Origin of the sequence: Algoriphagus persicinus (assembly GCF_035156415.1) — a bacterium.
Classification (GTDB): Bacteria; Bacteroidota; Bacteroidia; order Cytophagales; family Cyclobacteriaceae; genus Algoriphagus; species Algoriphagus persicinus.
Genome location: NZ_JAYEEY010000013.1, coordinates 1 through 26,087, shown reverse-complemented (window position 1 = coordinate 26,087; position 26,087 = coordinate 1). Strand labels below are relative to the sequence as shown.

Here is a 26,087-nt window from a genome sequence, read left to right as displayed (position 1 = left end):
TGAAGTCTCCTGACTTCTATGGACTAGTTTTTTGACATGGCAGTCTGAAGACTGCATTAAGTTGAGGCACAAGTCTGAAGACTGGCGCCAATATGTCACTGGTAGCTATAATCCCAACACCTGCCTCAGTCTGGAATAGCCTGTTTTACTCACTGGCACCTTTTCGCCACCCCGGAGCAACACCAAGTAATTATCACGCTCGTAGGGCTCTATTTTGGTGATTTGATTCAAGTTGAGAAGAAAGGATCTATGCACGCGAACAAACTTGGCGGGATCCAGTGCTTCCTCAAGAGACTTCATAGTCATCTTCTTCAGATAGGTTCCAGAGGATGTATGTATGGCGATGTAATCATCTTCAGCTTCAAAGAAATTCACCTCGTGGGTAGGAATAATTTTTATTTCGTTCTTAACGCGTACCACCAGACGATTTCTTTTCTCAGCCATCTCATTCAATTTCTGGGTTGACTCAACTTCGCGTCCTTGCTGAGCAAGAAACTTGTCTATGGCTTGGGAAAATCTATCTTGGGAAAACGGTTTGAGTAAATAGTCTATGGCCATCGCATCAAAGGCTTTCAAGGCATATTGATCAAAGGCGGTAGTAAAAATAACTGCAGGAGGTGAATCAAGTAATTCCAACATTTCGAAACCTGTGATTTTAGGCATTTGCACATCCAGAAATATTAAATCGGGTTCATGCTCTTGTATGGCTTTGAGTCCCTGAAATCCATTCTGGCATACAGCAACAAGTACAAATTGAGGGAATTTTGCTAAAAATTCCTGGACAATACTCGCAGCCAAAGGCTCGTCATCGATGATTAACGTCTTGATCATTTCTGCTGGGGAATTTTTAAAATTACGGTAAAAAGTGAGTCTGTTGATTTAGACTCCAGCAAGTCCTTTCTGCCAAAAAGCAAAAACAACCTGCGATCCACTGAGCTCAGACCAAAGCCAGTTCCTTTTGGTGCTACCACTTCTGGATCGAAGGGATTATCGATTTGCAACATCAAGTAATTTTGTTCTTTGAAAGCATGAAGCGTTATCCTTACATCTTCAGTGATACCATAAAGTCCGTGTTTGATTGCATTTTCGAGGAGAGGCTGAATCAACAGCTGGGGCAAACGCATGTGCTTTACCTCCTCGGTCACATCAAAGACAACCTCTAACCTATGTCCAAAGCGTACCCGCTCAATATCAAGGTACATCTTCAGGTAGCTCAATTCCTCTTCCAGACCCACCCACTGCTGGTGATCTTTTCGGATGGTTCCACGAAGAAAATCCGAAAGCTGTAGCACCATCTCCCTTGCTTTCTGAGGCTGTGAAACTGTCAGCGCACTAATCGAATTGAGGCTATTAAACAAAAAGTGAGGCTGAAGCTGTTGGCGCAGCTGTGTCAACTCTGCCTCTCTGGAAAGTTCATTCATCATTGCCTCCCTTTTCTGAGCTTCACCCTGCTGCTCTAGCTTTGACACCACGATGGCGATTAGAGCCACCAGTACCTCCGCCAAACCCAAAATCGTCCAACGAAGGTAAAAGTGAGATTTGAGAAAGACCAGATAAACTTCCTTATCCGAATACACCCACATAAGCAAGAATTGATGACCTAAAACTGCAACGAGACTAAACAAGAGTGGCAATCCCAGCAGCAACCAGTTGTTACTTCCTTTGGGAATATAAAAGCCAAAAACCCTGTCCAGCATAGTTACTCCCAGAGAAAAAAGTAAAGCAAAAACCAAGGAATCTACGATGGCCGTAGATTGGTCAATGCCATAGAACATGAGCAATCCAAACGTACTAAGAAACCAGATTACTCCGGCTCCTTGGACGATCCAATTACTTTTTGAAGGGTTTGAAAATGCTCTTGAAAACAAAAGTTTAGAGATTTAAAGAAAGGAATTTCGTTAATATGATTTGATTTCCAAACCTCCGAAGAAGACTGTCCCTCTTATCACCAATATTTTATCTAGATCTACTTCAGACTGACGATACACGCGCTTATCTTCTACTCCCGCAGCAATATTGGTCACTTCTACACGCACATCCCAATGTGGAGGCACGACTAATTTGATAGCGCCGAATATCACATCAACTTGAAGCGTCACCATACCAGTAAAGTCTGACTGCGTAAGGTCTAAATCAATACCACCAAATGCAGCTGTCAGTTTTCCTCCTTGGAAATTCTTAGTCAGCATACGCTTATTGATTCCGCTCATAATAGAATCTATGGAAACACTATCCGAATAGCTGGTTCCAGAAACTCCTGACATACCTGCATAGGATTTAGCACCCGAAGATTCGCTTGAGAATGTTGTCTTCCCTTCTTTGCTGTATTCTTCAGAGGAAGAAGTTGCGCTGGATGATGGATTAGACTTAGCTCGTATTTTTTCCTGAATATCACTGAGTACCTGTTGTTCCTTTCGTTTCTGGGTGATCAGATAGATTCCCACTGCAATCAAGGCTATCGGAAATATGAAGCGCTGCAACCCAAAATTAAAATTAAACTCCCGCTCAAGGAGAAAGTATGCCCCGAGACCTAGCATCATTACTCCAAAAAAGCTTTTGAACTCATGCTTGACCAGTGTAATCACACCGATGGCAATTAATATCATTGGCCATGAGAGTAACCAATCCGGGTAAAAAACATCCAATTTCCTAAGTAAAATAAGGACTCCGACAGCTAGGATTATGAATCCGAAGATTACACCTCCATCATTGTTGTTGATACGATTTCGTCTCATCTTTTTATTGTTTTATTGATGATCGAAAGTACAGTGCAGCTTGACACTCTGAAACAAATAAAAGGTCAAACCATCCAAAAAGTCGGTGAATCCTATTAAAAAGTCGGTGAAGTTTCATTAGGAAATCTTACCTATCGGGCATTAGTTTAGTGGCAATATACGCTGCATAATCCATGTCCTCAGGCGTGGTAATCTTGATATTTTCTCCGTTGCCAGAGATCAAAGTCACTTGCCAGCCTTGGTTTTCGTAGACCGTAGCATCATCGGTAAACTGCTGCAGTTCAGTCACTGCGAAAGCCTTCTTGATTTTATCCACTTGGAATGTCTGCGGAGTCTGCACCAATCGAAAATATTGTCGCTCCTCATAAAATGATTTTCCATCGTCCGTCAACTTACGAATAGAATCTTTCAGCGCAATCACGGCTATGGCACTTCCATTTCGCTCGGCTACATCAAAGCTTTCTGAAATAACTGTCTCGGCCACAAATGGTCTCACTCCATCATGAATCGCTACAAGCTTAGTGTCAGCATTCAGTGCATTCAACCCATTTCTTACCGATTGAAATCTGGAATTGCCACCAGCAATCAGGCGATGAGGCAAGGTGAATTTATATTCCGAACATAATTCTTCCCAATACAAAAAATCACTCTCCGGCAAAACCAAAATCAAATCACAAGATGGATCTACCCGATAAAAAACAGAAAGTGTACGCATCAATACAGGTATTCCAGCCACGGGTAAGTATTGCTTGGCAATCGGCCCACCCATTCTTGTACCTCTTCCTCCTGCTACCAGGATTGCAGCTTTATTTGTCATACTAATTTTTCGCAAAAGTAAGGGTTCATATCTCCATAGCCATTACTGCAAAGTTATATCTGTGTGACCATAAAAAAAGCTCCGTTTCGGAGCTTTCAGTAGTTAAAGAATTAACATCGCATCTCCGTATGAGAAGAATCGATATTTTTCTTTGATAGCTTCTTTGTATGCTTTCATGACCAAATCATAGCCTCCAAAAGCTGATGCTGTCATCAGCAAAGTGGATTCTGGTAAGTGGAAATTTGTAATAAGAGAGTTGGCAATTTTGAATTCGTATGGTGGAATAATAAACTTATCAGTCCATCCACTACTCGCTTTCAATCGACCATTTGCTGTGACAGAAGACTCAATTGTTTTCAAAGAAGTAGTACCCACAGCTACCACTCTCTTTTTAGCATCCAACGATCTATTCACCAACTCAACAGTTCCATCAGGAATGCTATAGTTTTCGGAATCCATTTTATGCTTAGTCAGATCTTCCACATCCACCTGCCGGAAAGTACCCAAGCCAACGTGAAGCGTAATAGGAGTCACATCCACGCCTTGAAGCTCTAGTCGTTTCAGCAAATGTGGCGTAAAGTGTAAGCCGGCAGTAGGCGCAGCTACAGCACCCACGTTTTTAGCGAATACAGTTTGGTATCTTTCTTTATCTTCTGCTTCTACTTTTCTCTCAATAAATTCTTTCAAAAGGGGTGTCTCGCCAAGTGTATCGATAGTTTTGTGAAATTCTTCCTCGGTTCCGTCAAATAAGAAACGGATTGTTCTTCCTCTAGAAGTAGTATTGTCTATCACCTCTGCTACTAGGTCAGAATCTCCGAAATAAAGCTTGTTGCCAACTCTGATTTTTCGGGCTGGATCTACCAAAACATCCCAAAGTTTCAATTCAGCGTTTAATTCTCTCAATAGAAAAACTTCGATTTCTGCACCGGTTTTTTCTTTGTTTCCGTATAATCTGGCAGGGAAAACTTTAGTGTCATTAGTGACAAAGACATCACCCTCACCGAAGTAGTCGGTAATATCTTTAAAAACTCTGTGTTCAATTTTACCTGTATCTCGATGGAGCACCATCAATCTGGACTCATCCCGATTTGCTGCAGGATAAAGAGATATTAGTTTCTTTGGAACGTCAAATTTGAAATCCGATAATTTCATAGAATAAGTTAAATGTCTTGGTGATTTAGAATAACTCTAAAAAATGCAAAGATACTAACAAAATCAGGCAAATTCAGCTATCTTGACAAATTGTTTTAAACCAACTACTAAGGTATGCTCTTTTTCAAACTCACATGGGAAAGTTTTCGCTTCGCGATTTCAGCATTAAAAACCAATCTCACACGCACTATATTATCACTTTTGGGAGTTACGGTGGGTATTTTCGCTATTATAGCGGTATTTACCCTAGTAGATTCTCTAGAGAATAATATAAAGTCTTCCTTCTCATTTTTGGGCACTAATGTGATGCGTGTAGACAGATTCCCTTTTTCAAATGGCCCGCAAGAATATCCCTGGTGGAAGTATTTCCAAAGACCGCCGGGCAATGTAGCTGAATATGAATTCCTACAGCAAAGACTTACATCCGCAGAAGCGGTCACTATCTCAGCTTCTTCCACTACTACGGTGAAAGCAGGAAGCAATGCCTATCAAGGCATGTCCCTCACAGGAGCTGTTTACTCTTATCAGGATGTTTATGAAATCTCCTTAGAAGAAGGAAGATACTTCTCACAGTCCGAAATCAATGCCTCCAGAAACTTTGCAATCATTGGAAGAAAAATAGCAAACACCCTCTATCCGCAGCAAGAAGTCCTCGGGAAGCAAATCAAAATAAAGGGAATGAATTTCACTGTGATCGGTGTATTTGAAGAAGAAGGCGAAGGACTATTTGATACACCATCTAAGGATGAAGCATGCCTGATTCCCTATGGAGCTTTTGGCAAAATGTACTATACCGGGAGAAATGGTATGGAACCGACTATCGCTGTCAAAGGAATGGAAGAAGACATTGGATTAGTTGCTCTGGAGAATGAAATGACAGGTTTGCTGCGTGCCAAACGAGGCTTGAGGCCTAGAGATGAGGACAACTTTGCGCTGAACAAAACGGAGTTTATCCAGAATGCCATTGGGTCGATTTTCGATGTAATCTCCGTAGCAGGATGGGTAATCGGAGGCTTTTCGATTCTGGTAGGTGGATTTGGAATTGCTAATATCATGTTTGTATCCGTCCGTGAACGAACTAATATCATTGGTATCCAAAAGTCCTTGGGGGCAAAAAATTACTTCATTCTTTTCCAATTTCTATTCGAATCAGTTTGTCTGAGTTTGATAGGTGGGATCACTGGGATTGTTATCGTCTATTTCCTGACTTTTGTCCAATTGGGTAGCTTGGAGATCATTCTTTCTTTCAAAAATATAATGCTAGGACTTGGTGTTTCTACCCTTATTGGTGTTGTTTCCGGGATCGTGCCAGCCACACTTGCCGCACGAATGGATCCAGTAGAAGCGATCAGAACAACCTAGTATCCAGTCCGGTCCACGCATAAAAATAGGTTGCTCAAGTGTTGAGCTGCCTATTTTTATGCTGGTGCTGGGAATTCTGAAATTGGAATACCTTATTCTTTCTCTACTACTTCACTTGCACCCTTTGCCGATAATCCAGATGCTGCCTTGATCTTCACTTCTAGCTCATCCATCAATTCAGGATTATCAAGAAGAAGAATTTTCACAGATTCGCGACCCTGACCAAGTTTCTCCCCATTGTAAGAAAACCAGGAGCCTGCTTTTTTGATAATATCCAATTCCACTCCTAGGTCAATGATTTCCCCTACTTTGGAGATTCCTTGCCCATACATGATGTCAAATTCTACCACTTTAAATGGAGGTGCTACTTTATTTTTTACTACTTTCACCTTGGTTCTATTGCCCAGGATACTATCGGCACTTTCTTTGATTTGCCCTATTCTCCTGATATCCAATCGTACAGAAGCATAGAATTTAAGCGCATTGCCGCCGGTGGTCGTCTCTGGATTCCCGAACATAACTCCGATCTTTTCACGAAGTTGGTTAATGAAAATACAGGAACAGCCAGTCTTGTTGATCGCACCTGTCAGCTTACGTAACGCCTGAGACATCAGTCTAGCCTGTAAACCCATTTTGCTATCTCCCATATCGCCTTCTAGTTCGCTTTTGGGTACCAAAGCCGCCACAGAATCTATCACAATAATATCAATAGCTCCAGACCGGATCAAATGCTCTGCGATTTCAAGTGCTTGCTCGCCGTTATCTGGCTGAGAGATCAGTAGGTTTTCCGTATCAATGCCCAGTTTTTCCGCATAGCTCTTATCAAAAGCATGCTCAGCATCAATGAAGGCTGCTAGACCACCGGCCTTTTGCGCTTCAGCAATACAATGTAGGGTCAAAGTGGTTTTACCTGAAGATTCTGGCCCATATATCTCAATGACTCGACCACGCGGTATGCCACCTATACCTAGAGCGATGTCCAACCCCAATGAGCCTGTAGAGATAGCTGGAATATCCACTACTTTGTTGTCACTAAGCTTCATTACGGTGCCCTTTCCGTAAGTTTTGTCCAACTTATCTATAGTCAGCTGCAAGGCTTTTAGTTTTTCGGCGTTGTTACTCATGCGTTTTGAATTTATAAAATCAATTGTTAAGTGAAAGTAAATAATCAACAGACCATTACCAAGATGGACTTGTCTATTGTTTTAGGACACTAAATTCGTAATTTTAATTGCCTTTCGGCACGTTTTTTCGTAATACCTATAGAATACTGCTCTTTTCGTCAGGTATTGTCAATATAATTTATGAAAAGAATCCTCGGATTACTCACACTCTTTATTTGCTTCACCCTATCCGATCTCTCAGCGCAGGGGTCAGGAGGCAATCCCTCCTTTACTTTTGGGGAGGAATTGTCATTTGAAGTTTCTTATGGGTGGCTAAATCTTGCTGATGCAAAAATGCAGATTTCCAAAAGAGCTCAAGATCAGAATGAGAAACCCCACTACAAGATTGACGTGTATGGCAAGACCAAAGGGGCCGCGACTATATTTGGAAAAGTAAATGACAACTGGGGTACATATCTAGATGTTGAAACTATTTTACCTTCCTTATCCTATCGACACATTGAAGAAGGAAAATACAGAAAGCATGAGATTGTTCACTTTGACCAGCAAAATAAGAAAGCTACCATGAAGCTTTTTGACAAAGAGAACAGAAATCTGAAAGAAACTAAGGACTTTAATCTACCCGGACAGGTGCAGGACTTAGTGAGCGGGTTTTATTATTTGAGATCACAAAATCTACAGGATTTGAAAATGGGAGATGTCATCTTAATCCGTGGATTCTTTGACAAAGAAATATATAACATAAAGTTAATCTACGAAGGCACCGAAACCTTGGACACAAGCCTGGGCAAGAAGGAAACTTATATATTCTCACCCCAACTCCCAAAGAACAAACTATTCAGAGGGGAGTTTCCTGTGAAAGTGTGGGTAACGAAGGATCAGAACAAAATACCTGTGAAAATCAAAGCCAACCTCTTTATCGGCTCTCTGAATTTAGACATTATTTCTGCGAAGGGTTTGAAAAACAATTAATTCAAAATGGCATAACACAGGGATAACATAGTCCTGTATTTACCAAATATTCATGTCATTTTCATGGTGAAGGATAGGCATTGACAATCTATTGTTTGGCTGCAATCCTTAAATATTTCTTAATTTTAAGCCAAACATTAAGAAATCACTAATGAGCGATAAGCAAAAAATCAAAGTTCTGGTAGTTGACGACGAACCTGATATTGTTGAAATCCTGAAATACAATCTTCAAAAAGAAGGCTACGAAGTAGCAACTGCAGAAGATGGAATGAAAGCGGTAAAAATCGCCGCGAAATTTTTGCCTGATGTGATTCTACTGGACATCATGATGCCCATTCAAGATGGGGTAGAAACTTGCCTACAGATACGACAGATCACCGAACTCAAGAACACGTTCATCATTTTCCTTACAGCACGCATGGAAGAATATTCTGAAGTGGCGGCATTTGATGTGGGAGCAGATGATTACATCACCAAACCTATCAAGCCAAGAGCTCTGATGAGTAGAATTTCCGCATTGTTCAGACGAGAATCCAAAAAGGAGCAAGAGCAGATTCAGATCAAAATCAGAGATCTTATCATAGACCGAGGCAGCTATACCATCGATAAAGCAGGAAAGACCATCACTCTGCCCAAGAAAGAATTCGAGCTTTTGTATTTCCTAGCCAAAAACCCTAATATCGTTTTCAGTAGAGATGAATTGCTCCAAAATATATGGGGTGCAGATGTATTCGTATTGGCAAGAACCGTCGATGTCCATATCCGGAAAGTGCGAGAAAAAATAGGAGAAGACTATATCACTACTGTAAAAGGTGTAGGCTATAAATTCGAATTAGGGCAATAAATGTTTACCACTTCCAGAGGAATTTCTTTGATCCTGGCTTTAGCCATTTCGGCTCTGGTAGCTGCATTTTTGTCTTTGATGGATGGAGCTAATCCCATCTTGCTCTTTGTAGCATGGGGCGTCTCTTTTTCATCCTCTTACCTGCTGATCTCATTCATGTTAGAATTTCTGATTTTCAAGGAAATCGGAGATATCTATTCCCTAATGGAAAAAATCCAGCGAAAAGACTTGTCTGAAGTCGGTGAAAAAGGAAGAAAAGGGTCCATCTCTCCCCTACGGAAAATCAATAAAGTCATCAACTCTTACGCCATAGCCCGCCAAAAAGAAATTGACACCCTACAAAAAAACGCTGTGTTCCGCCGGGAATTTATCGCTGATATTTCTCATGAGCTGAAAACCCCGATTTTCGCTACACAAGGATATATCCATACGCTTTTGGATGGAGCCATCGACGATAAGCAGGTGCGCATGCGTTTCTTGAAGCGTGCAGCTAAAAGCTTAGACTCCTTAGACATATTGGTGCAAGATCTCCTGACGCTCAATCAGATGGAAAGCGGAGTGATCAAATTCAATTTCACTGAATTTGACCTCAAAGAACTTTTGGATGAAGTCATTGAGGAGCTAGAACACAAAGCTTCTAAGCGTGAGATGCACATAGAATTTGAATTTGATCAGCATCAAAAGCATATCACCTCCGGTGACCGGCAGAAGATCTATCGTGTATGCCAAAATCTCATTTTCAATGCCATGAAATACAATCAAAATGGTGGCGAGGTGAATATCACACTGAGGACGATGAAAAACACCCTTCAAGTCGATATAAAAGACGACGGTCAGGGAATCCCACCAGAAGATTTGAAGCGGATTTTTGAGAGATTCTATCGCGTGGAGAAAAGCCGAAATAAAAAAGAAGGTGGAACTGGCTTAGGATTGGCTATTGTAAAGCATATTCTTGAAGGACATAAAAGCAAGATTTCGGTAAGCTCTACTGTTGGAAAAGGGTCTATTTTTAGTTTTTCGCTTCCATTGGTGAAAATCGACACTCCTGAAGAAAAACTTAAAGTGGTAACTCCCTAAGAATAAAACCTACAGTAGTTTTATAGCCATCCTTTTTTCTCTACTTTTGCAGCCTCAATTGAAGAGGCAGGAGAATCCATGAAGAAAGTAGATTTTGAAAATCTTATTCAGTTTGAAAACGAGGATTACTTGGTAATCAATAAACCGCCGTACCTATCAAGCTTAGACGATAGGCACGAAGCGCAGAACATCTTAGACCTAGCCAAGACACACACCCCCGATTCCCAACTGTGTCATCGATTGGATAAGGAAACTTCAGGATGTCTAGTGATTGCCAAGAATCCAGCGGCCTACAGGCATTTGGCCATGCAGTTTGAAAGCAGAAAAGTAAACAAAGTCTATCATGCAGTGGTGGAAGGGATCAAGGAATTCAGCGATGAGCTGGTGGACCGAAACCTTTTAGCCAATAACAAAGGAATCGCCAAAGTAAGTAAAGAGGGCAAGCCAGCGAAGACGATTTTCAATACGTTGAAGACCTACTACGCACATACCTTGGTCGAATGCAAACCCATCACTGGGAGACTGCATCAGATTCGGGTTCATTTGGCTTACCTCAAGTCCCCGATTTGCGGAGACACCTTATATGGAGGCAACCATTTATACCTTTCTTCTATCAAGCGTCGCTTCAATTTAAAAAAAGAGACAGAAGAATTACCAATTATGCAGCGGGTTTCGCTTCATGCTTATTCGATTGGATTTGAGGGTTTGGACGGCACGGAAATATTCGTGAATGCGCCTTATCCGAAGGATTTCAAGGTTTTGGTTAATCAATTAGAGAAAACCAGCTAAGGGATTCCCACTGAAAAAGAGCAAGAAATACTCAGGATTGATTGGTAGTAAAACGCTAAGACTGTGAAAATTAGGACTTAGTATTGGAAATATTTTGCATCGAAAACAAAATACTCCTATCTTTGTGTCCCTTTTTGAGGGTGAAATAAATTTAACAAGCTAAATATTAAACAGTTACACAGTGGATACTTTGAGCTATAAGACCGTATCAGCCAATGCCGCAACTGTAGAAAAGCAATGGGTGGTAGTGGATGCCCAAGCTGCAGTTTTAGGTAGATTGGCTAGTGAGGTAGCGAAAATCTTAAGAGGAAAGACGAAGCCAAGCTTCACTCCTCACGTTGATTGTGGTGACAACGTCATTGTAATCAATACAGACAAAATCAGACTAACTGGTGATAAGTGGGACTCCAAAGTTTATGTGAGACACACGGGTTATCCAGGAGGACAGCGGATTTCTACGCCAAGACTATTGAAAGAGAAATCTTCAACAATCTTGATCGAGAAAGCTGTACGAGGCATGTTGCCTAAAAACAGATTGGGAAGAAAATTATACGGCAACCTGTACGTGTATGAAGGATCTGAACATCCTCATACTGCACAGCAGCCTAAAGCCATCACTCTTTAATCGTCTATTATGGAAATGATCAACAAAATCGGTAGAAGAAAAACCTCTGTAGCCAGAATATACATGGCTCCAGGAAAAGGTGAAATCACCGTAAACAACAGATCTTTGGAAGTTTACTTCCCATTTGAGCTCCACAGGATCGTAGTGAAGCAGCCATTAGCTTTAGTAGGCGTGGATGGCAACTACGACATCAAGATCAATGTAGACGGAGGAGGAATTACAGGTCAGGCAGAAGCAGCCCGCTTGGCTATCTCCAGAGCTTTGTGCGAATTTGATGCAGAGCACAGACCTGCATTAAAAAAAGAAGGCTTCCTGACTCGTGATCCTAGAATGGTAGAACGTAAGAAGCCAGGACGTAGAAAAGCAAGAAGAAAATTCCAGTTCTCTAAACGTTAATCTGGAGATTCCTCCTTATATAGAAAAACACATTTTATAATGGCAAAATTAGAATATAAAGACTTACTAGATGCTGGTGTTCACTTCGGACACTTGACGAGAAAGTGGGATCCAAGAATGTCTCCATACATTTTCATGGAGAGAAATGGTATCCACATTATCGATCTTAACAAAACGCTTGTATGCCTCGACGAAGCATCTAACGCAATCAAGCAAATCGTACGTTCAGGCAAAAAAGTGATGTTCGTTGCTACTAAAAAGCAAGCGAAAGATCTAGTAGCTACTGAAGCGAAAAGACTTAACATGCCTTTCGTAACCGAAAGATGGTTAGGTGGTATGATGACCAACTTCGCGACTATCCGTAAATCATTGAAGAAAATGTCCGGCTTGGACAAATTGATGAAAGAGGAAGCTTACAAGAACCTTGCGAAAAAAGAGCGTTTGATGGTTTCCCGTCAGAAAGACAAAATGGAAGATGTTCTTGGCGGTATCGCTGACTTGAGCAGACTACCTGCAGCACTTTTCATTGTGGACATCAAAAGAGAACACATCGCAATTGCTGAGGCGAAAAAGCTTGGTATCCCTGTTTTCGCATTAGTTGATACGAACTCTAACCCGAACGAGGTAGATTTCCCAATCCCAGCTAATGATGATGCTTTCAAGTCCGTTTCTTTACTAGTTAAAGCGTTCGGTGCAGCTATCGAGGAAGGTCTTTCAGAGCGCAAGAAAGACAAAGAAGAGGCTAAACTTTCTGAAGAGGAAGAGGCTAAGAAAGCTGTGGACGCCGAAACAAAAGAATAATCCACACCTTGATTTGAAATAAATTAAAAATTGAACATCAGGTTTCGGCCTATGTTCAATTTTTTTGTTTTATCCTACCCTTCGAGGTGCCAGCCACCGAGAAGTACCTATAATAACCTTTCGGGCACTGGCTTTCTTCCAGAAGCTATCCGCAAGGCTTCAAAAGAATTTATCCCGTTTTATTTTAAACTGATAACACAATGGCAATTACTGCACAAGAAGTAAACAAATTGAGACAAATGACCGGTGCCGGTATGATGGATTGCAAAAAAGCTTTGACAGAATCAGAAGGCGATTTCGAAAAAGCAGTTGATATCCTCAGAAAGAAAGGTCAAAAAGTATCTGCTTCCAGAGCTGATCGTGAGACTAAAGAAGGTGTAGCTGTAACTAAAGTGTCTGAAAATGGTGCTAAAGGTGTACTGCTTACCTTGACTTGTGAAACTGACTTCGTAGCTAAAAATGATGGCTTCGTTAGCTTTGCTAATGAGTTGCTTGATCTTGCAGTCGCGAAAGGTGCATCTTCCGTTGAAGAACTCTATGCACTTCCTTTCGAAAGCTTGACTGTTGCTGAAAAAATCGTTGAGATGACTGGCAAAATCGGTGAGAAAATCGAAGTATCTCATTTCGAAATCATCGAAGCTGAAACTGTAGTTTCTTACATCCACTCTAATGGTAAATTAGGGGTATTGGTAGGATTGACTAACACGGGCGGAACTGACGTAGAAGAAGCTGGTAAAGACGTAGCCATGCAAATTGCTGCAATGAATCCAGTGGCACTTGATAAAGATGGAGTGGACTCTTCAGTAGTAGAAAGAGAAATCGAAGTAGGAAAAGAGCAAGCAAGAGCTGAAGGCAAACCTGAAGAAATGCTTGAAAAAATCGCCTTGGGCAAATTGAACAAGTTCTACAAAGAAAATACCTTGTTGAGCCAGTCTTTTGTAAAAGACAACAACAAAACTATAGCTCAATACCTTGACGGTGTAAACAAAGGAATGACAGCTTCTGCATTCAAAAGAGTTTCTATCGGTTAATCCGAATGAAATTCCGAATTATAAAAAAACCTCTTCAATTAAGTTTGAAGAGGTTTTTTGGTTATTGAGGACCAAGTCTGAAAACTCAACCAGGATGAATCCCCAATTTTCAAAAATGCTTCCAGCCTTGCGCCTTAATCTGCACCGCTGTTCCACTTTTGGTCACTAGAAATTTACCTTCATCTGACTTGGTAATATGTCCGATGAAGTGGATATCAGAGTGCTTTTCCAGCTTGGCAAAGTCTTTCTGATCTATCGTGAATAGCAATTCATAATCTTCTCCTCCGTTCATCACACAGGTGATCGGATCAAGACCCAACTCCACAGCAGTATCAAAAGTCTGCTTATCAATTGGCAACTTATCTTCATAGATCGTAGCTCCTACTCCCGAAGCTTTGCAGATATGAAAGATCTCAGAAGCCAATCCATCAGAAATATCCATCATACTTGTCGGCACCACTTCCATTTCCCGAAGTTCATGGATGATATCCACACGAGCATCTGGCTTCAATTGACGAGCAGTCACCAAGGTGTATTTTCCTAGATCAGGCTCCATACCGGGATTGGCCAGAAATACTTCTTTTTCACGCTCTAAAATCTGCAATCCAACCAACGCTCCACCAAGATCACCTGTCACGCACAGAATGTCCTTTTCTTTGGCACCCGATCGATAAGAGATTTGCTCAGACTTCGCTTCTCCGATGGCAGTCACAGAGATCACCAAGCCACTCCTAGAAGCTGTAGTATCACCTCCAATCAAATCCACTCCATAATGCTCACATGCCGCATGAATGCCTTCGTACAAGGCGTCAATTGCTTCTACAGAAAACCGATTGGAAAGTGCAATACTAACTGTGATTTGCTTAGGAACAGCATTCATAGCTGCCACGTCTGACACATTCACGGCCACAGCCTTGAAACCCAAGTGAGGCAAAGGAGCATAAGACAAATCAAAATGAACTCCTTCTACCAATAGGTCCGTGGTAATGACCTTGACCATATCTCCAGCTTCAATCACCGCAGCATCGTCTCCGATACCCTTCAAAGTGCTGGAATTTTTAATAATTACTTTTTCATTGAGGTGATCGATCAAACCGAACTCACCCAAATCGCTTATTTCTGTTCTCTTTTCTGACATAATATTTTTCGCGGCGACGCAACAACGCAACGGTTTAATTTCATTTAATTTTTAGCACTTCCTGCAATTTCAGCCCTAAGAAGTACGATTCACATTGGGCAAAGTTAAGTTGATCCCATATTCAATTCTTAATTATCAGTGTGATTATCAGTGTGATTATTTAATCCGCCACGGAGGACAAGGAATTCCTATCTTCCAATTTTGAATTGACAATGATGCATGTTGAATACCGAAGTCAATCCCTCTCCTGACACAACTCAATCAATACCCCATTCGTGCTTCTAGGATGCAAAAATACCACTAATTTATTGTCTGCTCCCAGTTTTGGCATTTCATTCAGGATTTCGAAACCCGCATCTTTTAACCTTTTTATTTCAGCCAGGATATCCTCTACATCAAATGCAATATGATGAACTCCTTCTGATCTTTTTTCCAAGTATTTAGCAATTGGACTATTTTCATCCGTTGCCTGGAGCAGTTCTACCTTCGTTTCTCCAATCTGGAAAAAAGATGTAGTCACCATTTCACCATCCACCTCCTCCGTTTTAAAGTGCTTCTTCCCAAGAAGCTTCGCAAAAAGTGAATTAGACTTCTCAAGATCCTTTACCGCTATTCCAATATGCTCGATTTTCCTCATGTTTAAATTTGCTATATTTGCAGTGAATCATTTTGGGATTCTTACTGTTTTCCCAATACTTCAACTTAAGACAAAGTAATAAATATAAAGATATGATAATCGTTTCTGACAAAGCCAAAGAGCGTATCCTAGAGCTCAAAAGAGAAGAAGGACGCGCAGAAAATGAAAATATTCGGGTTTCGGTGAAAGGTGGCGGCTGCTCAGGTCTGATGTATGATTTGGGTTTTGACGGTGCTCAGGTCGATACCGACCACGTATTCGAGGATAAGGGAGTGAAAATTCTTGTAGATAGAAAAAGCTTACTTTACCTAGCAGGAACTACGCTGGAATTTACCGATGGATTGAATGGCAAAGGCTTCCAGTTTGTAAATCCTAATGCAAGTAGAACCTGTGGCTGTGGCGAAAGCTTCTCAGTATAAACTGACATTCATGCTAATCATTAGAAGGCAACCCCATCAGGTTGCCTTTTTTAATACATTTTTCACCTCAATCCTTACCTTTGCCCACTAGGAATTTAACCCAGATTATGGAAGAGCATATTAAAAAAATCCAACTCAATGACTTGCACGTTGCCCTTGGTGCCAAAATGGTGCCTTTTGCAGGCTACAACATGCCTGTGAGATACAGTTCTGACAATGAAGAGCACCTTTGTGTGAGAAATGGCGTTGGCGTTTTTGATGTCTCCCACATGGGTGAATTCATGGTGGAAGGACCAGAAGCTTTAAACCTGATCCAAAAAGTAACCTCAAACGATACTTCCAAAATTGTGGCTGGACAAGCCCAGTATTCATGCTTTCCCAATGAAACTGGTGGAATCGTCGATGATCTGATCGTTTACAAATTTGAAGACGAGAAGTACATGCTTGTCGTGAATGCTTCAAACATCGATAAGGATTGGAATTGGATAAATACTCATAATCCCATGGGTGCTAAGCTCACTAATATCTCGGACGAGATTTCACTTTTTGCTATCCAGGGCCCAAAAGCTATCGAAGCTGTACAATCTTTGACTCCAGTTAATCTAGCCGAGGTAAAATTCTACCATTTCACTGTAGGAGAATTTGCCGGAGTTCAGGAAGTGATCATCTCTGGAACTGGCTATACTGGTTCTGGAGGATTTGAGATCTATGTGAAAAATGAAGATGCCGAGAAAGTCTGGAAAGCTGTTTTCGAAGCTGGAAAAGACTTTGACATCAAACCAATCGGTTTAGGAGCAAGAGACACCCTCCGAATGGAAATGGGTTATTGTCTTTACGGAAATGACATCACGGACACCACTTCACCATTGGAATCTGGTCTGGGTTGGATCACCAAATTCACAAAAGATTTCACCAATTCCGAAGCACTGAAGACTCAAAAAGAAGCTGGGGTTTCAAAAAAATTGGTTGGGTTTGTCATGCAGGAAAGAGGTATTCCAAGAGGTCATTATCCTATCTTGGATGCTGCTGGAGAAGTGATCGGAGAAGTAACCTCAGGCACTCAATCTCCAAGTATGAGTGTAGGGATCGGCCTGGGTTACGTGAAAACTAAGTTCAGCAAAGCTGGAACAGAGATTTTCATCCAAGTAAGAAATAAGAACCTTAAAGCTCAAGTGGAAAAACTCCCACTATTAAAAGCCAAATGAAATCGAGCATAACCCCAAACGTCACACTCTGGGATGATTATCAACCATGCGAGATTCTCCCGATCCGCCGCGGCGGACGGGACAGGCTATGTGACCTTTAAAAAACAATTATAATCACATGAAATCGAGCATATCGAAAACGATACACAGAGGGATGATTATTTCCTAGGCGAGATTCCATATGACCATTGAAAAACAATTGTAAACAAATGCAACAAGTAGAAATCTGCTTTAGTCCGGAATTAATTCATTTGCATGAGCTGAAAGGCAAACTGGTAGTAGTGGTCGATATTTTTCGCGCCACCTCCACTATGGTAGCAGCTTTGGCAAATGGGATTTCTGAAATAAAGACCTGCGCTGACCTCGAAGAATGCAGAGCCATGGCATCTGCAGGTTATTTAATTGCCGGAGAAAGAAATGGTATCACTGCAGATGGGTTTCAACTGGGAAACTCTCCCCTAGCCTATCTTTCTGGTGATTTTCAAAACCAAAAGCTCGCTATGACCACCACTAATGGCACACTGGCAATTTCTAAATCTATTGGGGCTGATGAAATCCTAGTGGGTGCTTTTCCTAATCTTCAAGCAACTGTCAGTTACATTCAATCTCGCGATAAAGACGTATTGATCCATTGTGCGGGCTGGAAAGGGAAATTCAATCTGGAGGACTCGCTTTATGCCGGAGCATTGGTAAAAGCCCTTGAAGCGACTCATGAGGCGGAGGATGATGGCGCTATAGCCATGAAATCACTGTATGAGAAAGAAGGTCATGATTTGAAAGGTTTTCTATCCCAAGCTTCACACGCCAAACGACTTCAAAATCATAACATCGATTCAGATATTGACTTTTGCCTGACTTTGGATCTGTTTTCATTAGTGGGAAAAGTTGAGGACGAGACCTTATTAGCGATTGAAACCTGGTAAAAACCAAACCAAAAAAACGTCACTTCAAAAACCCAATAGAGATACTATTGGGTTTTTGCTTTTTGCCCCTGATTTCGCCGATTTCACAACAACTAATTGTCTCACAATAAATTAGTTAAACCCTCCAATGGATTTGGCGTTTACCGTTAAACTTAACCACTAAACCACCCAACTTTCAGTTATGAAATCAAGCATGCCGGAAGCGAGACACAGAAGAATGATTACTTGCCATGCGAGTCCATCCCGTTTCCTTCGTCACGGGACAGGTTATGGCCTTTGAAAGAAAATTATAAACACATGAAAAACGGTACAATGATGCAATTTTTCCATTGGTATTCCCCAGAAGATACGCTTTGGAAAGAAGTAAAAGAGAAGGCAGAATATCTGGGAAATTTGGGAATCACTAGCGTTTGGCTTCCTCCAGCTTCCAAAGGACAACTTGGAGGCATGAGCGTAGGATATGATTCCTACGACCTATTCGACTTGGGGGAATTTGACCAAAAAGGAAGTATAAGGACCAAATATGGCACTAAAGATGAATTCCTAGAAGCTACTCAAGCATTGCATGATCGCGGCGTTCAGGTTATTGTTGATTTTGTCCTAAACCACAAAGCCGGTGGAGATGAATCAGAACTAGTACAAGCCATGCGGGTGAAAGAAGAAAATCGTCTGAAAAACACTTCTGAACCTTTTGAAATCGAAGCATATACTCGATTTAAATTCCCTGGAAGAAATGGCATCTATTCGGATTTTATTTGGGATAGACATTGCTTCACTGGTGTGGACTATGATCATCGCAATCAGGAGCATGGTATATTCAACCTGCTAAGCGAGTATGGGGACGATTGGGAGAGAATGGTCGATGACGAAAAGGGGAATTATGATTTCCTTATGTTCTGTGACATTGACTTTAGAAATCCTGCCGTAAGAGACGAAATCCTAAAATATGCACTTTGGCTCCATGAACTCACCTTTTATGACGGTGTGAGACTTGATGCAGTAAAGCATATACCGCCTGGCTATTTCAAAGCACTACTTTATTTCATCAGAGAGAGAACAGGCAAAAACATATTTGCTGTTGGAGAATATTGGGCTCCAGGGAATCTAGAGTTGTTGACAAAATATATTGAGGCTACAGATGGCACGATGAGTTTATTCGATTCTGCTTTGCAGGATACTTTTCATAGGGCCTCTACAATGGGCAGTCAGTTTGACATGAGAGAGGTTTTTACCAAATCACTTGCTTCCCATAGTCCAAAATTAGCGGTCACTTTAGTTTCCAATCATGACACTCAACCTCTTCAGGCGCTGGAAGCTCCAGTTGAGTCTTGGTTTAAGCCATTAGCTTATGCTTTGATTTTACTCCGCCAAGACGGATACCCTTGCGTTTTCTATCCTGATCTCTTCGGAGCAAGCTATTGGGACAAAGGAGAAGACGGCAAGGATTACGAGATATTTATCGATAGGGTGGATGAATTAGAACCCATGCTTTATGCCAGAAAAGATTTTGCTTTTGGTACACAGCGGGATTACTTTGATCGGCCAAATGCTATCGGATGGACTCGGGAAGGAGACGATGAACACGGTGGCTGTGCAGTTGTACTTTCAAATGCCGATGGTGCTACAATTTCTATGGAAATAGGCAGGAGGTATTCTGGAAGAAGTTTCCGCGATATATTAGGAAAAATCCAGGATGAGGTTCGGGTAAATGAAGCAGGTTGGGCAGATTTCCACTGTGCTCCTGGATCAGTTTCTGTGTGGACTGAGGGAAATAAAAATTAATCAAAAGTGCTGGTGAACTATAAGTCTGCGCTTTTCTATTTTCTCAGCTTTTTCAATTCAGCTTTCATCTTACAGGCAAACCTACTAGCTTACTTTTTGAATAAAGCTAAACATGGATTTTACACTTTTGAAAAAGGCTATTGTCATTGTATTTCTAAGCCAAAGCTATTTGCCGAGCATTGCCCAAACTAATAAACCTAATATCCTTTTTATTGCTGTAGATGATTTAAGAGCTGAATTAGGACATTTTGAAAACAGCTCCATCATCACTCCAAATCTAGACAAACTAGCATCCGAAGGAGTAAGTTTCACCAATCACTTTGTGCAAGTTCCGACATGCGGGGCTTCCCGTGCAGCTTTTCTCACTGGTAAAAGACCTAGTCGAACAGCAGAATTGGGCAATAACATCATGGCCGATGAATTCCCTGATAAACCTGAATCGGAAATACCAGAAACATTCATCCATCATCTCAGAAGAAACGGCTATTACACGGTAGGAATCGGGAAGATTTCTCATTCCGCTGACGGTTATGTTTATGGCTATGAAGAGGAGATTTCTGAGGAAAGAGAATTGCCTTTTAGTTGGAACGAATTGCTTTTCGATAGTGGAAAATGGGGCACTGGCTGGAATGCATTTTTTGGATATGCAGATGGAGAAAATCGTCAAAGCAGAAAAAAGCAAGTCAAACCTTACGAAGCTGGTGAGGTAGATGATTTGGGCTATCCAGATGGACTTGCCACACAATTGGCAATCAAGACACTGCGAAAACTGAAGGGTCAATCAGGGCAATTTTTTCTGGGTGTCGGGCTATTCAAGCCTCACTTACCTTTCACCTCTCCAAAAAAATACTGGGATCTATATGATGAAGTAGATATTCCTCTGGCCAAAAACCCCGGAAAACCTCATCGTGTTTCTAACGCTAGTCTTTTAGAAAGCGGTGAATTCAACCAATATGCGCTTGGAGAGGAAAAAGCCGGAGTGAACAAGCAACTTTCTGAAGCTTATGCCAGGAAAATCAAGCATGCGTATTATGCTGCCGCTAGTTATTCAGATGCGCAGATTGGTTTGATCTTAGATGAGCTGAAAGCGCTAGATTTGGATCAAAACACCATTGTGATCATTTGGGGAGATCATGGTTGGCATCTGGGTGAACAGCAGATTTGGGGGAAGCATACACTTTTTGAAAATGCACTAAACAGCGCCTTAATATTTAAAATCCCAGGATCTAAAGTCAGTAAAATAGACAATTCCATTGTGGAATCTGTGGATATTTATCCTACACTTATGGAATTGGTAGGAATTGAGAGTCATTCTGGAGTGGATGGAGAAAGCTTTGCCAATTTGCTAAAATCCACGAAATCCCAGATGGGGAACGTGGCCTACTCTTATTATAATAAGGGAATATCTATGCGCACAGATCGCTATAGATTAACAAAGTATTTTAGAGAAGCTGAGCCGACTATTGAGTTGTATGATCATCAGACTGATCCGCTAGAATCAGTGAATATTGCGGAAGAAAATCCCGAAATTGTAGATGAATTGATGCCTTTGCTGGAAAAAGGAAATACTGGGCTTTATGACAAAAAGTAATAAGCTGCCTATTTCAACTTCTCGTTTTTCTTATGTCTATCGATGTCACGAACATTCTTCTTTTCGAAGTTCTTTTTCATGGCTTCGGTAAGGTCCACGCCCGTTTGATTGGCTAGACAAATAAGAACCCACAGCACATCGGCCATTTCATCCGCAAGATCCTTTCCTTTGTCTGATTCTTTGAAAGATTGCTCTCCATAAGTTCTGGACATGACCCGCGCCAATTCCCCTACTTCTTCCATCAAAATGGTCATATTAGTCAATTCATTGAAGTAGCGAATGCCAACTGTTTTGATCCAATGATCAACTTGCTCTTGGGCTTCTTTTAAAGTGATCTCGTCTTTCATGGGTAAGGATTGATTTAGTCAAAATTAACAATCTAACGTTGCATTATTTGATGAATTCACCACTAAAAGGATCGGTTATTGTAAAAGGATTTCTTTTGGAATGAGAACCTAAGGAGCTGCAGCCTTAAAAGCGACCAGCGGAGCCAAAACAAATTGCATGAACAGTTATTTTGAAGCCATTCGAACTTCAATCTTTTATTTCCCACTCGTTGCGATGGCAAGTATAGTCCCTTTTGTCTATTTCCAATATAGAAGAATCGGCTATGTTCAGCTTAACAGAAGCTTGGTTTTATACATTTTCGGATTCTATGCGATGACTGCCTTCTTTCTGACAGTACTCCCTCTCCCAGTGATCTCGGAAGGGTTTTGTGAATTCAGAATAGGTAAAGTCAACCCAAGCTTTTTCCCGTTCCGATTTGTAAGAGATACTTTCTGGGAAGTTCGAGGCAATATCTCGCTTTTTAGTATTGTGAAAAGCACCACGTTTATGGTGACGGCATTCAATGTTTTGCTGCTTATGCCTCTTGGTTTTTTTCTCAGGTATTTATTCCAACTTAAAAATGCAGGTTTAGCTGTACTAATAGGCTTCCTAGCTTCACTATTCTTTGAAATCACTCAATTGACAGCACTATATGGCTTGTACCCATGCAGGTACAGGCATTTTGAAGTAGATGATTTGATTACCAATACTTTTGGATGCATCATTGGCTTTGTGATTGCTCGATATTCAAATGTACTACCAAACGTATCCAGGAAGCCGTTGCTCAATCATTCAGAAGTCACTCTAACCCAGCGATTTTTAGCGATTTTTGTAGATTCCTTACTTGTAATTTTATTTACCTCCTACATCATCGAGGGACTTTCTGAAAATATCTGGCTGCTATCTCTGATGAAAGTTGGCCTCATTTTCTTCTATTTTATTTTCTTCAGTAAAATCACCGATGGGCAGACTTTCGGCAAAAAGTTACTCGGAATTCGGATCATCAGGATAGACGGTCTTAGGCTGGGCTATAAAGATCTGGTAGCGCGGTATGGTATATTTTTGATTCTCCCCTTTTTGGTCGGAGAGGTTTCTAGGTTCTTGATTGATACTCGCTTTGACGACAAACTCTACTTATTCCTATATCTACTTTTCTTGGCCATATGGTTTTTTGGAACTGTCATGGTCACTTTTATCCGCAAAGACCATAGAGGTTGGCTGGATAGGTTTGCACATACTACGCAGGTGTTGGCAAATCAGAAGAATGTAAACCAGTAAGATTTTTCAAAAATTTTAGCATTATAATCAAACTATTCTTAGAAATTTTTGTGAATGTTTTACTATACTGCCCTAAATTGAAACCTGCCAATGTATATATGTCATTTTCACCGGAAATAAAATCGACCACAAAACTATGAGAAATTATATCACCTTTCTTTTTACCCTATTAACTACTATTTCTTGCTCCACTAAGAAAGAATCAAAACCGCTTCCTCGTATTGCCATTGCAGGCTTAGCTATAGAGTCCAGTACTTTTTCCCCTGCAACCAGTGACGTAGCCGCTTTCCGGACAAGAGAAGGTGCAGACATTTTCAATTATTATCCATTTCTCGACTCTGCTTCAACCAATAGAGCTAGAGCCGAATGGTTTCCCACGCTTAGGGGACATGCCATTCCTGGCGGCATCGTGACTCGTGAAGCATACGAAGAACTGGTTGGAAAAACTCTGGTAATGCTCAAGAAGAATCTGCCTTACCATGGACTTTTCTTCGATATTCACGGTGCAATGAGTGTAGTTGGATTGAATGATCCAGAAGGAGATTTTATCATCCGCGTCCGTGAAGTGGTTGGGCCGGAGACGTTGATCTCAACGTCCATGGATTTGCACGGGAATGTCTCTTGGAGATTGGCGGAAAACACAGATTTGATCACTTGCTATAGGATGGCCCCACATGAAGATGCGATAGAATCCAAGCAGCGTGCAGTGGAAAATATGCTGGACAGACTGGAAAGTGGCAAAGGAAAGCCTGCATATAAAGCTTGGATTCCCATTCCGATTTTACTTCCTGGCGAAAAGACAAGTACCAGAATTGATCCCGGAAAAAGTCTCTATGCAAAAGTAGATCCCATGACCAAAAAGGAAGGCGTGATCGACGCAGCAATTTGGATCGGCTATGCATGGGCGGACGAACCTAGAAATCATGCGGTGGTAATGGTGACCGGAGATGATGAAAAAGCTGTGACGGAGTCAGCCGAGGAACTTGCCCAAAGCTTTTGGAATGTTCGGAATGAATTTGAATTTGTAGCCCCAGTAGCTACTTTGGAAGAAAGCTTGAAGATGGCACTAGCCTCTGATAAAAAGCCTTTTATGATCTCTGATATGGGTGACAACCCAACTGCTGGTGGTGCTGGAGATGTGACTTGGACTTTGGCCGAAATCCTGAAGAGACCTGAGTTCAAATCCGAAAATGGCCCGACGTTGATTTATGCTTCTATCCCAGGTCCTGATTTAGTAGAGAAAGCAATAGCGGCAGGAGTAGGTGGAAAAGTAGAAGGTACAGCAGGAGCAGCAATTGATGATAGATTTGCTCCTCCGGTAATGCTCAAAGGAACTGTGGAAGCAATCAAAAAGGGTGATGGGGCGGCTGAAATTGAGGCAGTGGTTAAAGTTGGTTCTGTACATGTGATCGTGACCAAAAAACGCAAGCCATATCATAATGAAAGTGATTTCACAAACCTAGGTTTGAATCCTAGAAAAGCAGATATAGTAGTCGTGAAAATCGGGTATTTAGTCCCTGAATTGTATGAAATGCGAGCAGATTGGATTATGGCCCTTACACCTGGCGGAGTAGATCAGAACCTGGAGAGATTAGGTTATAAGCGTATCAATCGGCCCATGTTCCCGTTGGATAAAGACATGGAAGACCCGGATTTGAGTGCTAAATTGGTGCGTGCTGCGGATAAGCTCGATTAAAGTCAAAAAAGTAATTTTTAAAACTTTCTGAGAATATAAGTCTCAAATCTAACCTCTAACTACTTTAGAAAATGATGAACGCAAAACCCTCCTCCGTAGAAGAATATCTCAGCTGGTGCTCACCTGATGTACAGGAAAAGCTTGAGCAAATGCGGGTTACTATCTTGAAAGCTATACCAAAAGCCAAAGAAGTTATCAGCTACCATATGCCAGCCTACAAAACCACTGAGGTGTTGGTTTATTTCGCCGCTGCAAAAAAGCACATTGGTTTTTATCCAACGAATAGCGGTGTAAGCGAATTCAAAAAAGAACTTACCAAATACGTGACTTCTAAGGGTGCCATTCAATTCCCACTAGACAAACCCTTGCCGATTGATTTAATTATAGCAATTAGTAAGTTTAGATTTCTTGAAGCTGAAGAAAAAGCAAAACTGAAAAAACAAAAAACCTAACTCAGCTCCTTTTTCGTCACCGCTAGAAAACTTCGTATTCCCTCCTTGCTGTTTTAAATATCAGTGGAAATCAGAATCGAATCGCATCCAACTTACTCTCTCAAACCTGGGGAATCCTAAAACCTCCCTTGCTAATCAAGTCAGCAGCTTCCTGATAATTCATATTATTCGGTTTGAAAGTGATCATACTAACTAATGCGGGATTATGGTTCTCGCGGACTTAAAATATCCATTTTCGAATTCGTTTCAGCAAATCCATCAAATAGGTGTTGATTCAGCTACCTAACTCTACTCTCTATTCTACTTTTACGTGTTTTTACATGGGAACTCACAGCCGGTACCGGTTTTTATAATTTGCGATGGCTAAGTTTTTCAGCAGACTCTAACTAAAACCCGACATAATTCTAATACTTTCTTTAATGCGGATACTCATATACCAAATTAACAAGCCAAGGGCTGTTAAACGCTTCATCAAGTTCATTCAAAAAAAATAAAGGTATTAAGAGTACAGATGAGAGAAGTAAACTTCATTGATTCTTTTCCTATGCGTACTGACCGATTTTTATGCTTGAGATAAACAGATCATAAACTTGTCAGCTGGATCACAAAAAAATCTGTTTCAGGTACCTCTAGTAGCAAATAGCTACAAATTTCGAAAACCCTCATGGCATTTACCAAAAAGATTGAATCGATGAGTCGGCCTCCGCTTTCTATCCTGGGCTAGCCTCCGGCAAGCAAGATAGGGTGGGGCTGAACTCAAAAAAGCCCGATGGAATTAACCAAAGGGCTTTAGAATAAATGAGGCGGCGACCTACTCTCCCGGGTGTAACCCCAGTACCATCGGCGCTGCAGGGCTTAACTTCTCTGTTCGGGATGGGAAGAGGTGGGACCCCTGCGCTAGGCCGCCTAAATCT

The 26,087-nt window shown here is 41.3% G+C and carries 26 protein-coding genes and 1 rRNA gene; 17 read left to right on the top strand and 10 right to left on the bottom strand.

Translation table 11 applies throughout. The features are described 5' to 3' along the window. Window positions 1–105: 105 nt before the first annotated feature. The 5 genes from U3A58_RS11625 to queA all read right to left on the bottom strand — a co-directional run bounded on the left by U3A58_RS11625 (window position 106) and on the right by queA (window position 4,704). On the bottom strand, window positions 106–831 hold the full coding sequence (locus U3A58_RS11625) for a LytR/AlgR family response regulator transcription factor (protein WP_323823596.1): 726 nt from the start codon (window positions 829–831) through the stop codon (window positions 106–108). Next, on the bottom strand, window positions 828–1,868 hold the full coding sequence (locus tag U3A58_RS11620; protein WP_323823595.1) for a sensor histidine kinase: 1,041 nt from the start codon (window positions 1,866–1,868) through the stop codon (window positions 828–830). Before U3A58_RS11620 ends, U3A58_RS11625 begins: the two co-directional genes overlap by 4 nt. A gap of 30 nt (window positions 1,869–1,898) precedes the next feature. Beyond that, window positions 1,899–2,735, bottom strand: coding sequence for a LiaF transmembrane domain-containing protein (locus U3A58_RS11615; RefSeq protein WP_323823594.1), 837 nt, complete (start codon window positions 2,733–2,735; stop codon window positions 1,899–1,901). Between the two features lie 127 nt (window positions 2,736–2,862). Continuing rightward, the gene (locus U3A58_RS11610) at window positions 2,863–3,552 is read right to left on the bottom strand and encodes a 2-C-methyl-D-erythritol 4-phosphate cytidylyltransferase (RefSeq protein ID WP_323823593.1); all 690 of its coding nucleotides are present in this window, start codon (window positions 3,550–3,552) and stop codon (window positions 2,863–2,865) included. 102 nt (window positions 3,553–3,654) lie between these two features. Further along, window positions 3,655–4,704: a tRNA preQ1(34) S-adenosylmethionine ribosyltransferase-isomerase QueA gene (gene queA, locus U3A58_RS11605; RefSeq protein WP_323823592.1), complete on the bottom strand. Its 1,050-nt coding sequence runs from the start codon at window positions 4,702–4,704 to the stop codon at window positions 3,655–3,657. 114 nt (window positions 4,705–4,818) lie between these two features. Here queA and U3A58_RS11600 point away from each other — a divergent pair, with 114 nt between their 5' ends. Then, complete coding sequence (locus U3A58_RS11600; protein ID WP_323823591.1) at window positions 4,819–6,066, top strand: ABC transporter permease; 1,248 nt, start codon at window positions 4,819–4,821, stop codon at window positions 6,064–6,066. Between the two features lie 92 nt (window positions 6,067–6,158). On the opposite strand, the gene recA is transcribed toward U3A58_RS11600, so the two are convergent. Next, the gene (gene recA, locus U3A58_RS11595; protein ID WP_323823590.1) at window positions 6,159–7,190 is read right to left on the bottom strand and encodes a recombinase RecA; all 1,032 of its coding nucleotides are present in this window, start codon (window positions 7,188–7,190) and stop codon (window positions 6,159–6,161) included. 180 nt (window positions 7,191–7,370) lie between these two features. Between recA and U3A58_RS11590 the strand changes: the two genes are divergently transcribed. The 8 genes from U3A58_RS11590 to tsf all read left to right on the top strand — a co-directional run bounded on the left by U3A58_RS11590 (window position 7,371) and on the right by tsf (window position 13,725). After that, complete coding sequence (locus U3A58_RS11590) at window positions 7,371–8,162, top strand: DUF3108 domain-containing protein (protein WP_323823589.1); 792 nt, start codon at window positions 7,371–7,373, stop codon at window positions 8,160–8,162. Between the two features lie 151 nt (window positions 8,163–8,313). Next, the gene (locus U3A58_RS11585) at window positions 8,314–9,006 is read left to right on the top strand and encodes a response regulator transcription factor (RefSeq protein ID WP_323823588.1); all 693 of its coding nucleotides are present in this window, start codon (window positions 8,314–8,316) and stop codon (window positions 9,004–9,006) included. Beyond that, window positions 9,007–10,083: a sensor histidine kinase gene (locus tag U3A58_RS11580; protein WP_323823587.1), complete on the top strand. Its 1,077-nt coding sequence runs from the start codon at window positions 9,007–9,009 to the stop codon at window positions 10,081–10,083. 78 nt (window positions 10,084–10,161) lie between these two features. After that, entirely contained in the window at window positions 10,162–10,872 is a 711-nt protein-coding gene (locus U3A58_RS11575) for an RluA family pseudouridine synthase (protein WP_323823586.1), read from the top strand. 181 nt (window positions 10,873–11,053) lie between these two features. Next, a complete protein-coding gene (rplM, locus tag U3A58_RS11570) occupies window positions 11,054–11,497 on the top strand; it encodes a 50S ribosomal protein L13 (RefSeq protein WP_086542575.1) in 444 nt (147 codons plus the stop codon). A gap of 9 nt (window positions 11,498–11,506) precedes the next feature. Beyond that, window positions 11,507–11,893, top strand: coding sequence for a 30S ribosomal protein S9 (rpsI, locus tag U3A58_RS11565; protein WP_323823585.1), 387 nt, complete (start codon window positions 11,507–11,509; stop codon window positions 11,891–11,893). Window positions 11,894–11,932: 39 nt separating this feature from the next. Further along, on the top strand, window positions 11,933–12,694 hold the full coding sequence (rpsB, locus tag U3A58_RS11560) for a 30S ribosomal protein S2 (protein ID WP_323823584.1): 762 nt from the start codon (window positions 11,933–11,935) through the stop codon (window positions 12,692–12,694). A gap of 200 nt (window positions 12,695–12,894) precedes the next feature. Then, on the top strand, window positions 12,895–13,725 hold the full coding sequence (gene tsf, locus U3A58_RS11555) for a translation elongation factor Ts (RefSeq protein ID WP_323823583.1): 831 nt from the start codon (window positions 12,895–12,897) through the stop codon (window positions 13,723–13,725). Window positions 13,726–13,834: 109 nt separating this feature from the next. On the opposite strand, the gene thiL is transcribed toward tsf, so the two are convergent. Next, window positions 13,835–14,863 (bottom strand): thiamine-phosphate kinase, encoded by a 1,029-nt coding sequence (gene thiL / locus U3A58_RS11550; protein WP_323823582.1) that lies wholly within the window; start codon window positions 14,861–14,863, stop codon window positions 13,835–13,837. Between the two features lie 235 nt (window positions 14,864–15,098). After that, a complete protein-coding gene (gene mce / locus U3A58_RS11545; RefSeq protein ID WP_323823581.1) occupies window positions 15,099–15,500 on the bottom strand; it encodes a methylmalonyl-CoA epimerase in 402 nt (133 codons plus the stop codon). A 92-nt stretch (window positions 15,501–15,592) separates the two neighbouring features. Here mce and U3A58_RS11540 point away from each other — a divergent pair, with 92 nt between their 5' ends. The 5 genes from U3A58_RS11540 to U3A58_RS11520 all read left to right on the top strand — a co-directional run bounded on the left by U3A58_RS11540 (window position 15,593) and on the right by U3A58_RS11520 (window position 21,420). After that, window positions 15,593–15,919, top strand: a complete 327-nt coding sequence (locus tag U3A58_RS11540) for a HesB/IscA family protein (RefSeq protein WP_323823580.1) — start codon at window positions 15,593–15,595, stop codon at window positions 15,917–15,919. A 107-nt stretch (window positions 15,920–16,026) separates the two neighbouring features. Then, window positions 16,027–17,124: a glycine cleavage system aminomethyltransferase GcvT gene (gene gcvT, locus U3A58_RS11535; protein WP_323823579.1), complete on the top strand. Its 1,098-nt coding sequence runs from the start codon at window positions 16,027–16,029 to the stop codon at window positions 17,122–17,124. A gap of 209 nt (window positions 17,125–17,333) precedes the next feature. Further along, window positions 17,334–18,047: a 2-phosphosulfolactate phosphatase gene (locus U3A58_RS11530; protein ID WP_323823578.1), complete on the top strand. Its 714-nt coding sequence runs from the start codon at window positions 17,334–17,336 to the stop codon at window positions 18,045–18,047. 297 nt (window positions 18,048–18,344) lie between these two features. Next, window positions 18,345–19,829, top strand: a complete 1,485-nt coding sequence (locus U3A58_RS11525) for an alpha-amylase (RefSeq protein WP_323823577.1) — start codon at window positions 18,345–18,347, stop codon at window positions 19,827–19,829. 112 nt (window positions 19,830–19,941) lie between these two features. Beyond that, a complete protein-coding gene (locus U3A58_RS11520) occupies window positions 19,942–21,420 on the top strand; it encodes a sulfatase (protein WP_323823576.1) in 1,479 nt (492 codons plus the stop codon). Between the two features lie 8 nt (window positions 21,421–21,428). On the opposite strand, the gene U3A58_RS11515 is transcribed toward U3A58_RS11520, so the two are convergent. Next, window positions 21,429–21,767 carry a nucleotide pyrophosphohydrolase gene (locus U3A58_RS11515; protein WP_323823575.1) on the bottom strand — a complete coding sequence of 113 codons (339 nt, stop codon included), beginning with the start codon at window positions 21,765–21,767 and terminating at the stop codon, window positions 21,429–21,431. A 157-nt stretch (window positions 21,768–21,924) separates the two neighbouring features. Between U3A58_RS11515 and U3A58_RS11510 the strand changes: the two genes are divergently transcribed. The 3 genes from U3A58_RS11510 (at window position 21,925) to U3A58_RS11500 (ending at window position 25,173) form a co-directional block, all read left to right on the top strand. Further along, on the top strand, window positions 21,925–23,025 hold the full coding sequence (locus tag U3A58_RS11510; protein WP_323823574.1) for a VanZ family protein: 1,101 nt from the start codon (window positions 21,925–21,927) through the stop codon (window positions 23,023–23,025). Window positions 23,026–23,161: 136 nt separating this feature from the next. After that, entirely contained in the window at window positions 23,162–24,721 is a 1,560-nt protein-coding gene (locus U3A58_RS11505) for a M81 family metallopeptidase (protein ID WP_323823573.1), read from the top strand. 71 nt (window positions 24,722–24,792) lie between these two features. Then, entirely contained in the window at window positions 24,793–25,173 is a 381-nt protein-coding gene (locus U3A58_RS11500) for an iron chaperone (RefSeq protein WP_323823572.1), read from the top strand. Window positions 25,174–25,971: 798 nt separating this feature from the next. On the opposite strand, the gene rrf is transcribed toward U3A58_RS11500, so the two are convergent. Beyond that, a 5S ribosomal RNA gene (gene rrf, locus U3A58_RS11495) occupies window positions 25,972–26,083 on the bottom strand. Window positions 26,084–26,087: the final 4 nt, after the last annotated feature.

What these genes read in the sequence shown, in the direction of transcription:
- U3A58_RS11500 (WP_323823572.1), top strand. Translation starts at nt 24,793, where the DNA reads ATGATGAACGCAAAACCCTCCTCCGTAGAAGAATATCTCAGCTGGTGC.
- U3A58_RS11510 (WP_323823574.1), top strand. Translation starts at nt 21,925, where the DNA reads ATGAACAGTTATTTTGAAGCCATTCGAACTTCAATCTTTTATTTCCCA.
- queA (WP_323823592.1), bottom strand. Translation starts at nt 4,704, where the DNA reads ATGAAATTATCGGATTTCAAATTTGACGTTCCAAAGAAACTAATATCT.
- U3A58_RS11530 (WP_323823578.1), top strand. Translation starts at nt 17,334, where the DNA reads ATGCAACAAGTAGAAATCTGCTTTAGTCCGGAATTAATTCATTTGCAT.
- U3A58_RS11575 (WP_323823586.1), top strand. Translation starts at nt 10,162, where the DNA reads ATGAAGAAAGTAGATTTTGAAAATCTTATTCAGTTTGAAAACGAGGAT.
- rpsB (WP_323823584.1), top strand. Translation starts at nt 11,933, where the DNA reads ATGGCAAAATTAGAATATAAAGACTTACTAGATGCTGGTGTTCACTTC.
- U3A58_RS11610 (WP_323823593.1), bottom strand. Translation starts at nt 3,552, where the DNA reads ATGACAAATAAAGCTGCAATCCTGGTAGCAGGAGGAAGAGGTACAAGA.
- U3A58_RS11600 (WP_323823591.1), top strand. Translation starts at nt 4,819, where the DNA reads ATGCTCTTTTTCAAACTCACATGGGAAAGTTTTCGCTTCGCGATTTCA.
- U3A58_RS11590 (WP_323823589.1), top strand. Translation starts at nt 7,371, where the DNA reads ATGAAAAGAATCCTCGGATTACTCACACTCTTTATTTGCTTCACCCTA.
- U3A58_RS11580 (WP_323823587.1), top strand. Translation starts at nt 9,007, where the DNA reads ATGTTTACCACTTCCAGAGGAATTTCTTTGATCCTGGCTTTAGCCATT.
- U3A58_RS11625 (WP_323823596.1), bottom strand. Translation starts at nt 831, where the DNA reads ATGATCAAGACGTTAATCATCGATGACGAGCCTTTGGCTGCGAGTATT.
- thiL (WP_323823582.1), bottom strand. Translation starts at nt 14,863, where the DNA reads ATGTCAGAAAAGAGAACAGAAATAAGCGATTTGGGTGAGTTCGGTTTG.
- recA (WP_323823590.1), bottom strand. Translation starts at nt 7,190, where the DNA reads ATGAGTAACAACGCCGAAAAACTAAAAGCCTTGCAGCTGACTATAGAT.
- U3A58_RS11585 (WP_323823588.1), top strand. Translation starts at nt 8,314, where the DNA reads ATGAGCGATAAGCAAAAAATCAAAGTTCTGGTAGTTGACGACGAACCT.
- tsf (WP_323823583.1), top strand. Translation starts at nt 12,895, where the DNA reads ATGGCAATTACTGCACAAGAAGTAAACAAATTGAGACAAATGACCGGT.
- gcvT (WP_323823579.1), top strand. Translation starts at nt 16,027, where the DNA reads ATGGAAGAGCATATTAAAAAAATCCAACTCAATGACTTGCACGTTGCC.
- rpsI (WP_323823585.1), top strand. Translation starts at nt 11,507, where the DNA reads ATGGAAATGATCAACAAAATCGGTAGAAGAAAAACCTCTGTAGCCAGA.
- U3A58_RS11505 (WP_323823573.1), top strand. Translation starts at nt 23,162, where the DNA reads ATGAGAAATTATATCACCTTTCTTTTTACCCTATTAACTACTATTTCT.
- U3A58_RS11520 (WP_323823576.1), top strand. Translation starts at nt 19,942, where the DNA reads ATGGATTTTACACTTTTGAAAAAGGCTATTGTCATTGTATTTCTAAGC.
- U3A58_RS11615 (WP_323823594.1), bottom strand. Translation starts at nt 2,735, where the DNA reads ATGAGACGAAATCGTATCAACAACAATGATGGAGGTGTAATCTTCGGA.
- U3A58_RS11515 (WP_323823575.1), bottom strand. Translation starts at nt 21,767, where the DNA reads ATGAAAGACGAGATCACTTTAAAAGAAGCCCAAGAGCAAGTTGATCAT.
- U3A58_RS11540 (WP_323823580.1), top strand. Translation starts at nt 15,593, where the DNA reads ATGATAATCGTTTCTGACAAAGCCAAAGAGCGTATCCTAGAGCTCAAA.
- mce (WP_323823581.1), bottom strand. Translation starts at nt 15,500, where the DNA reads ATGAGGAAAATCGAGCATATTGGAATAGCGGTAAAGGATCTTGAGAAG.
- U3A58_RS11525 (WP_323823577.1), top strand. Translation starts at nt 18,345, where the DNA reads ATGAAAAACGGTACAATGATGCAATTTTTCCATTGGTATTCCCCAGAA.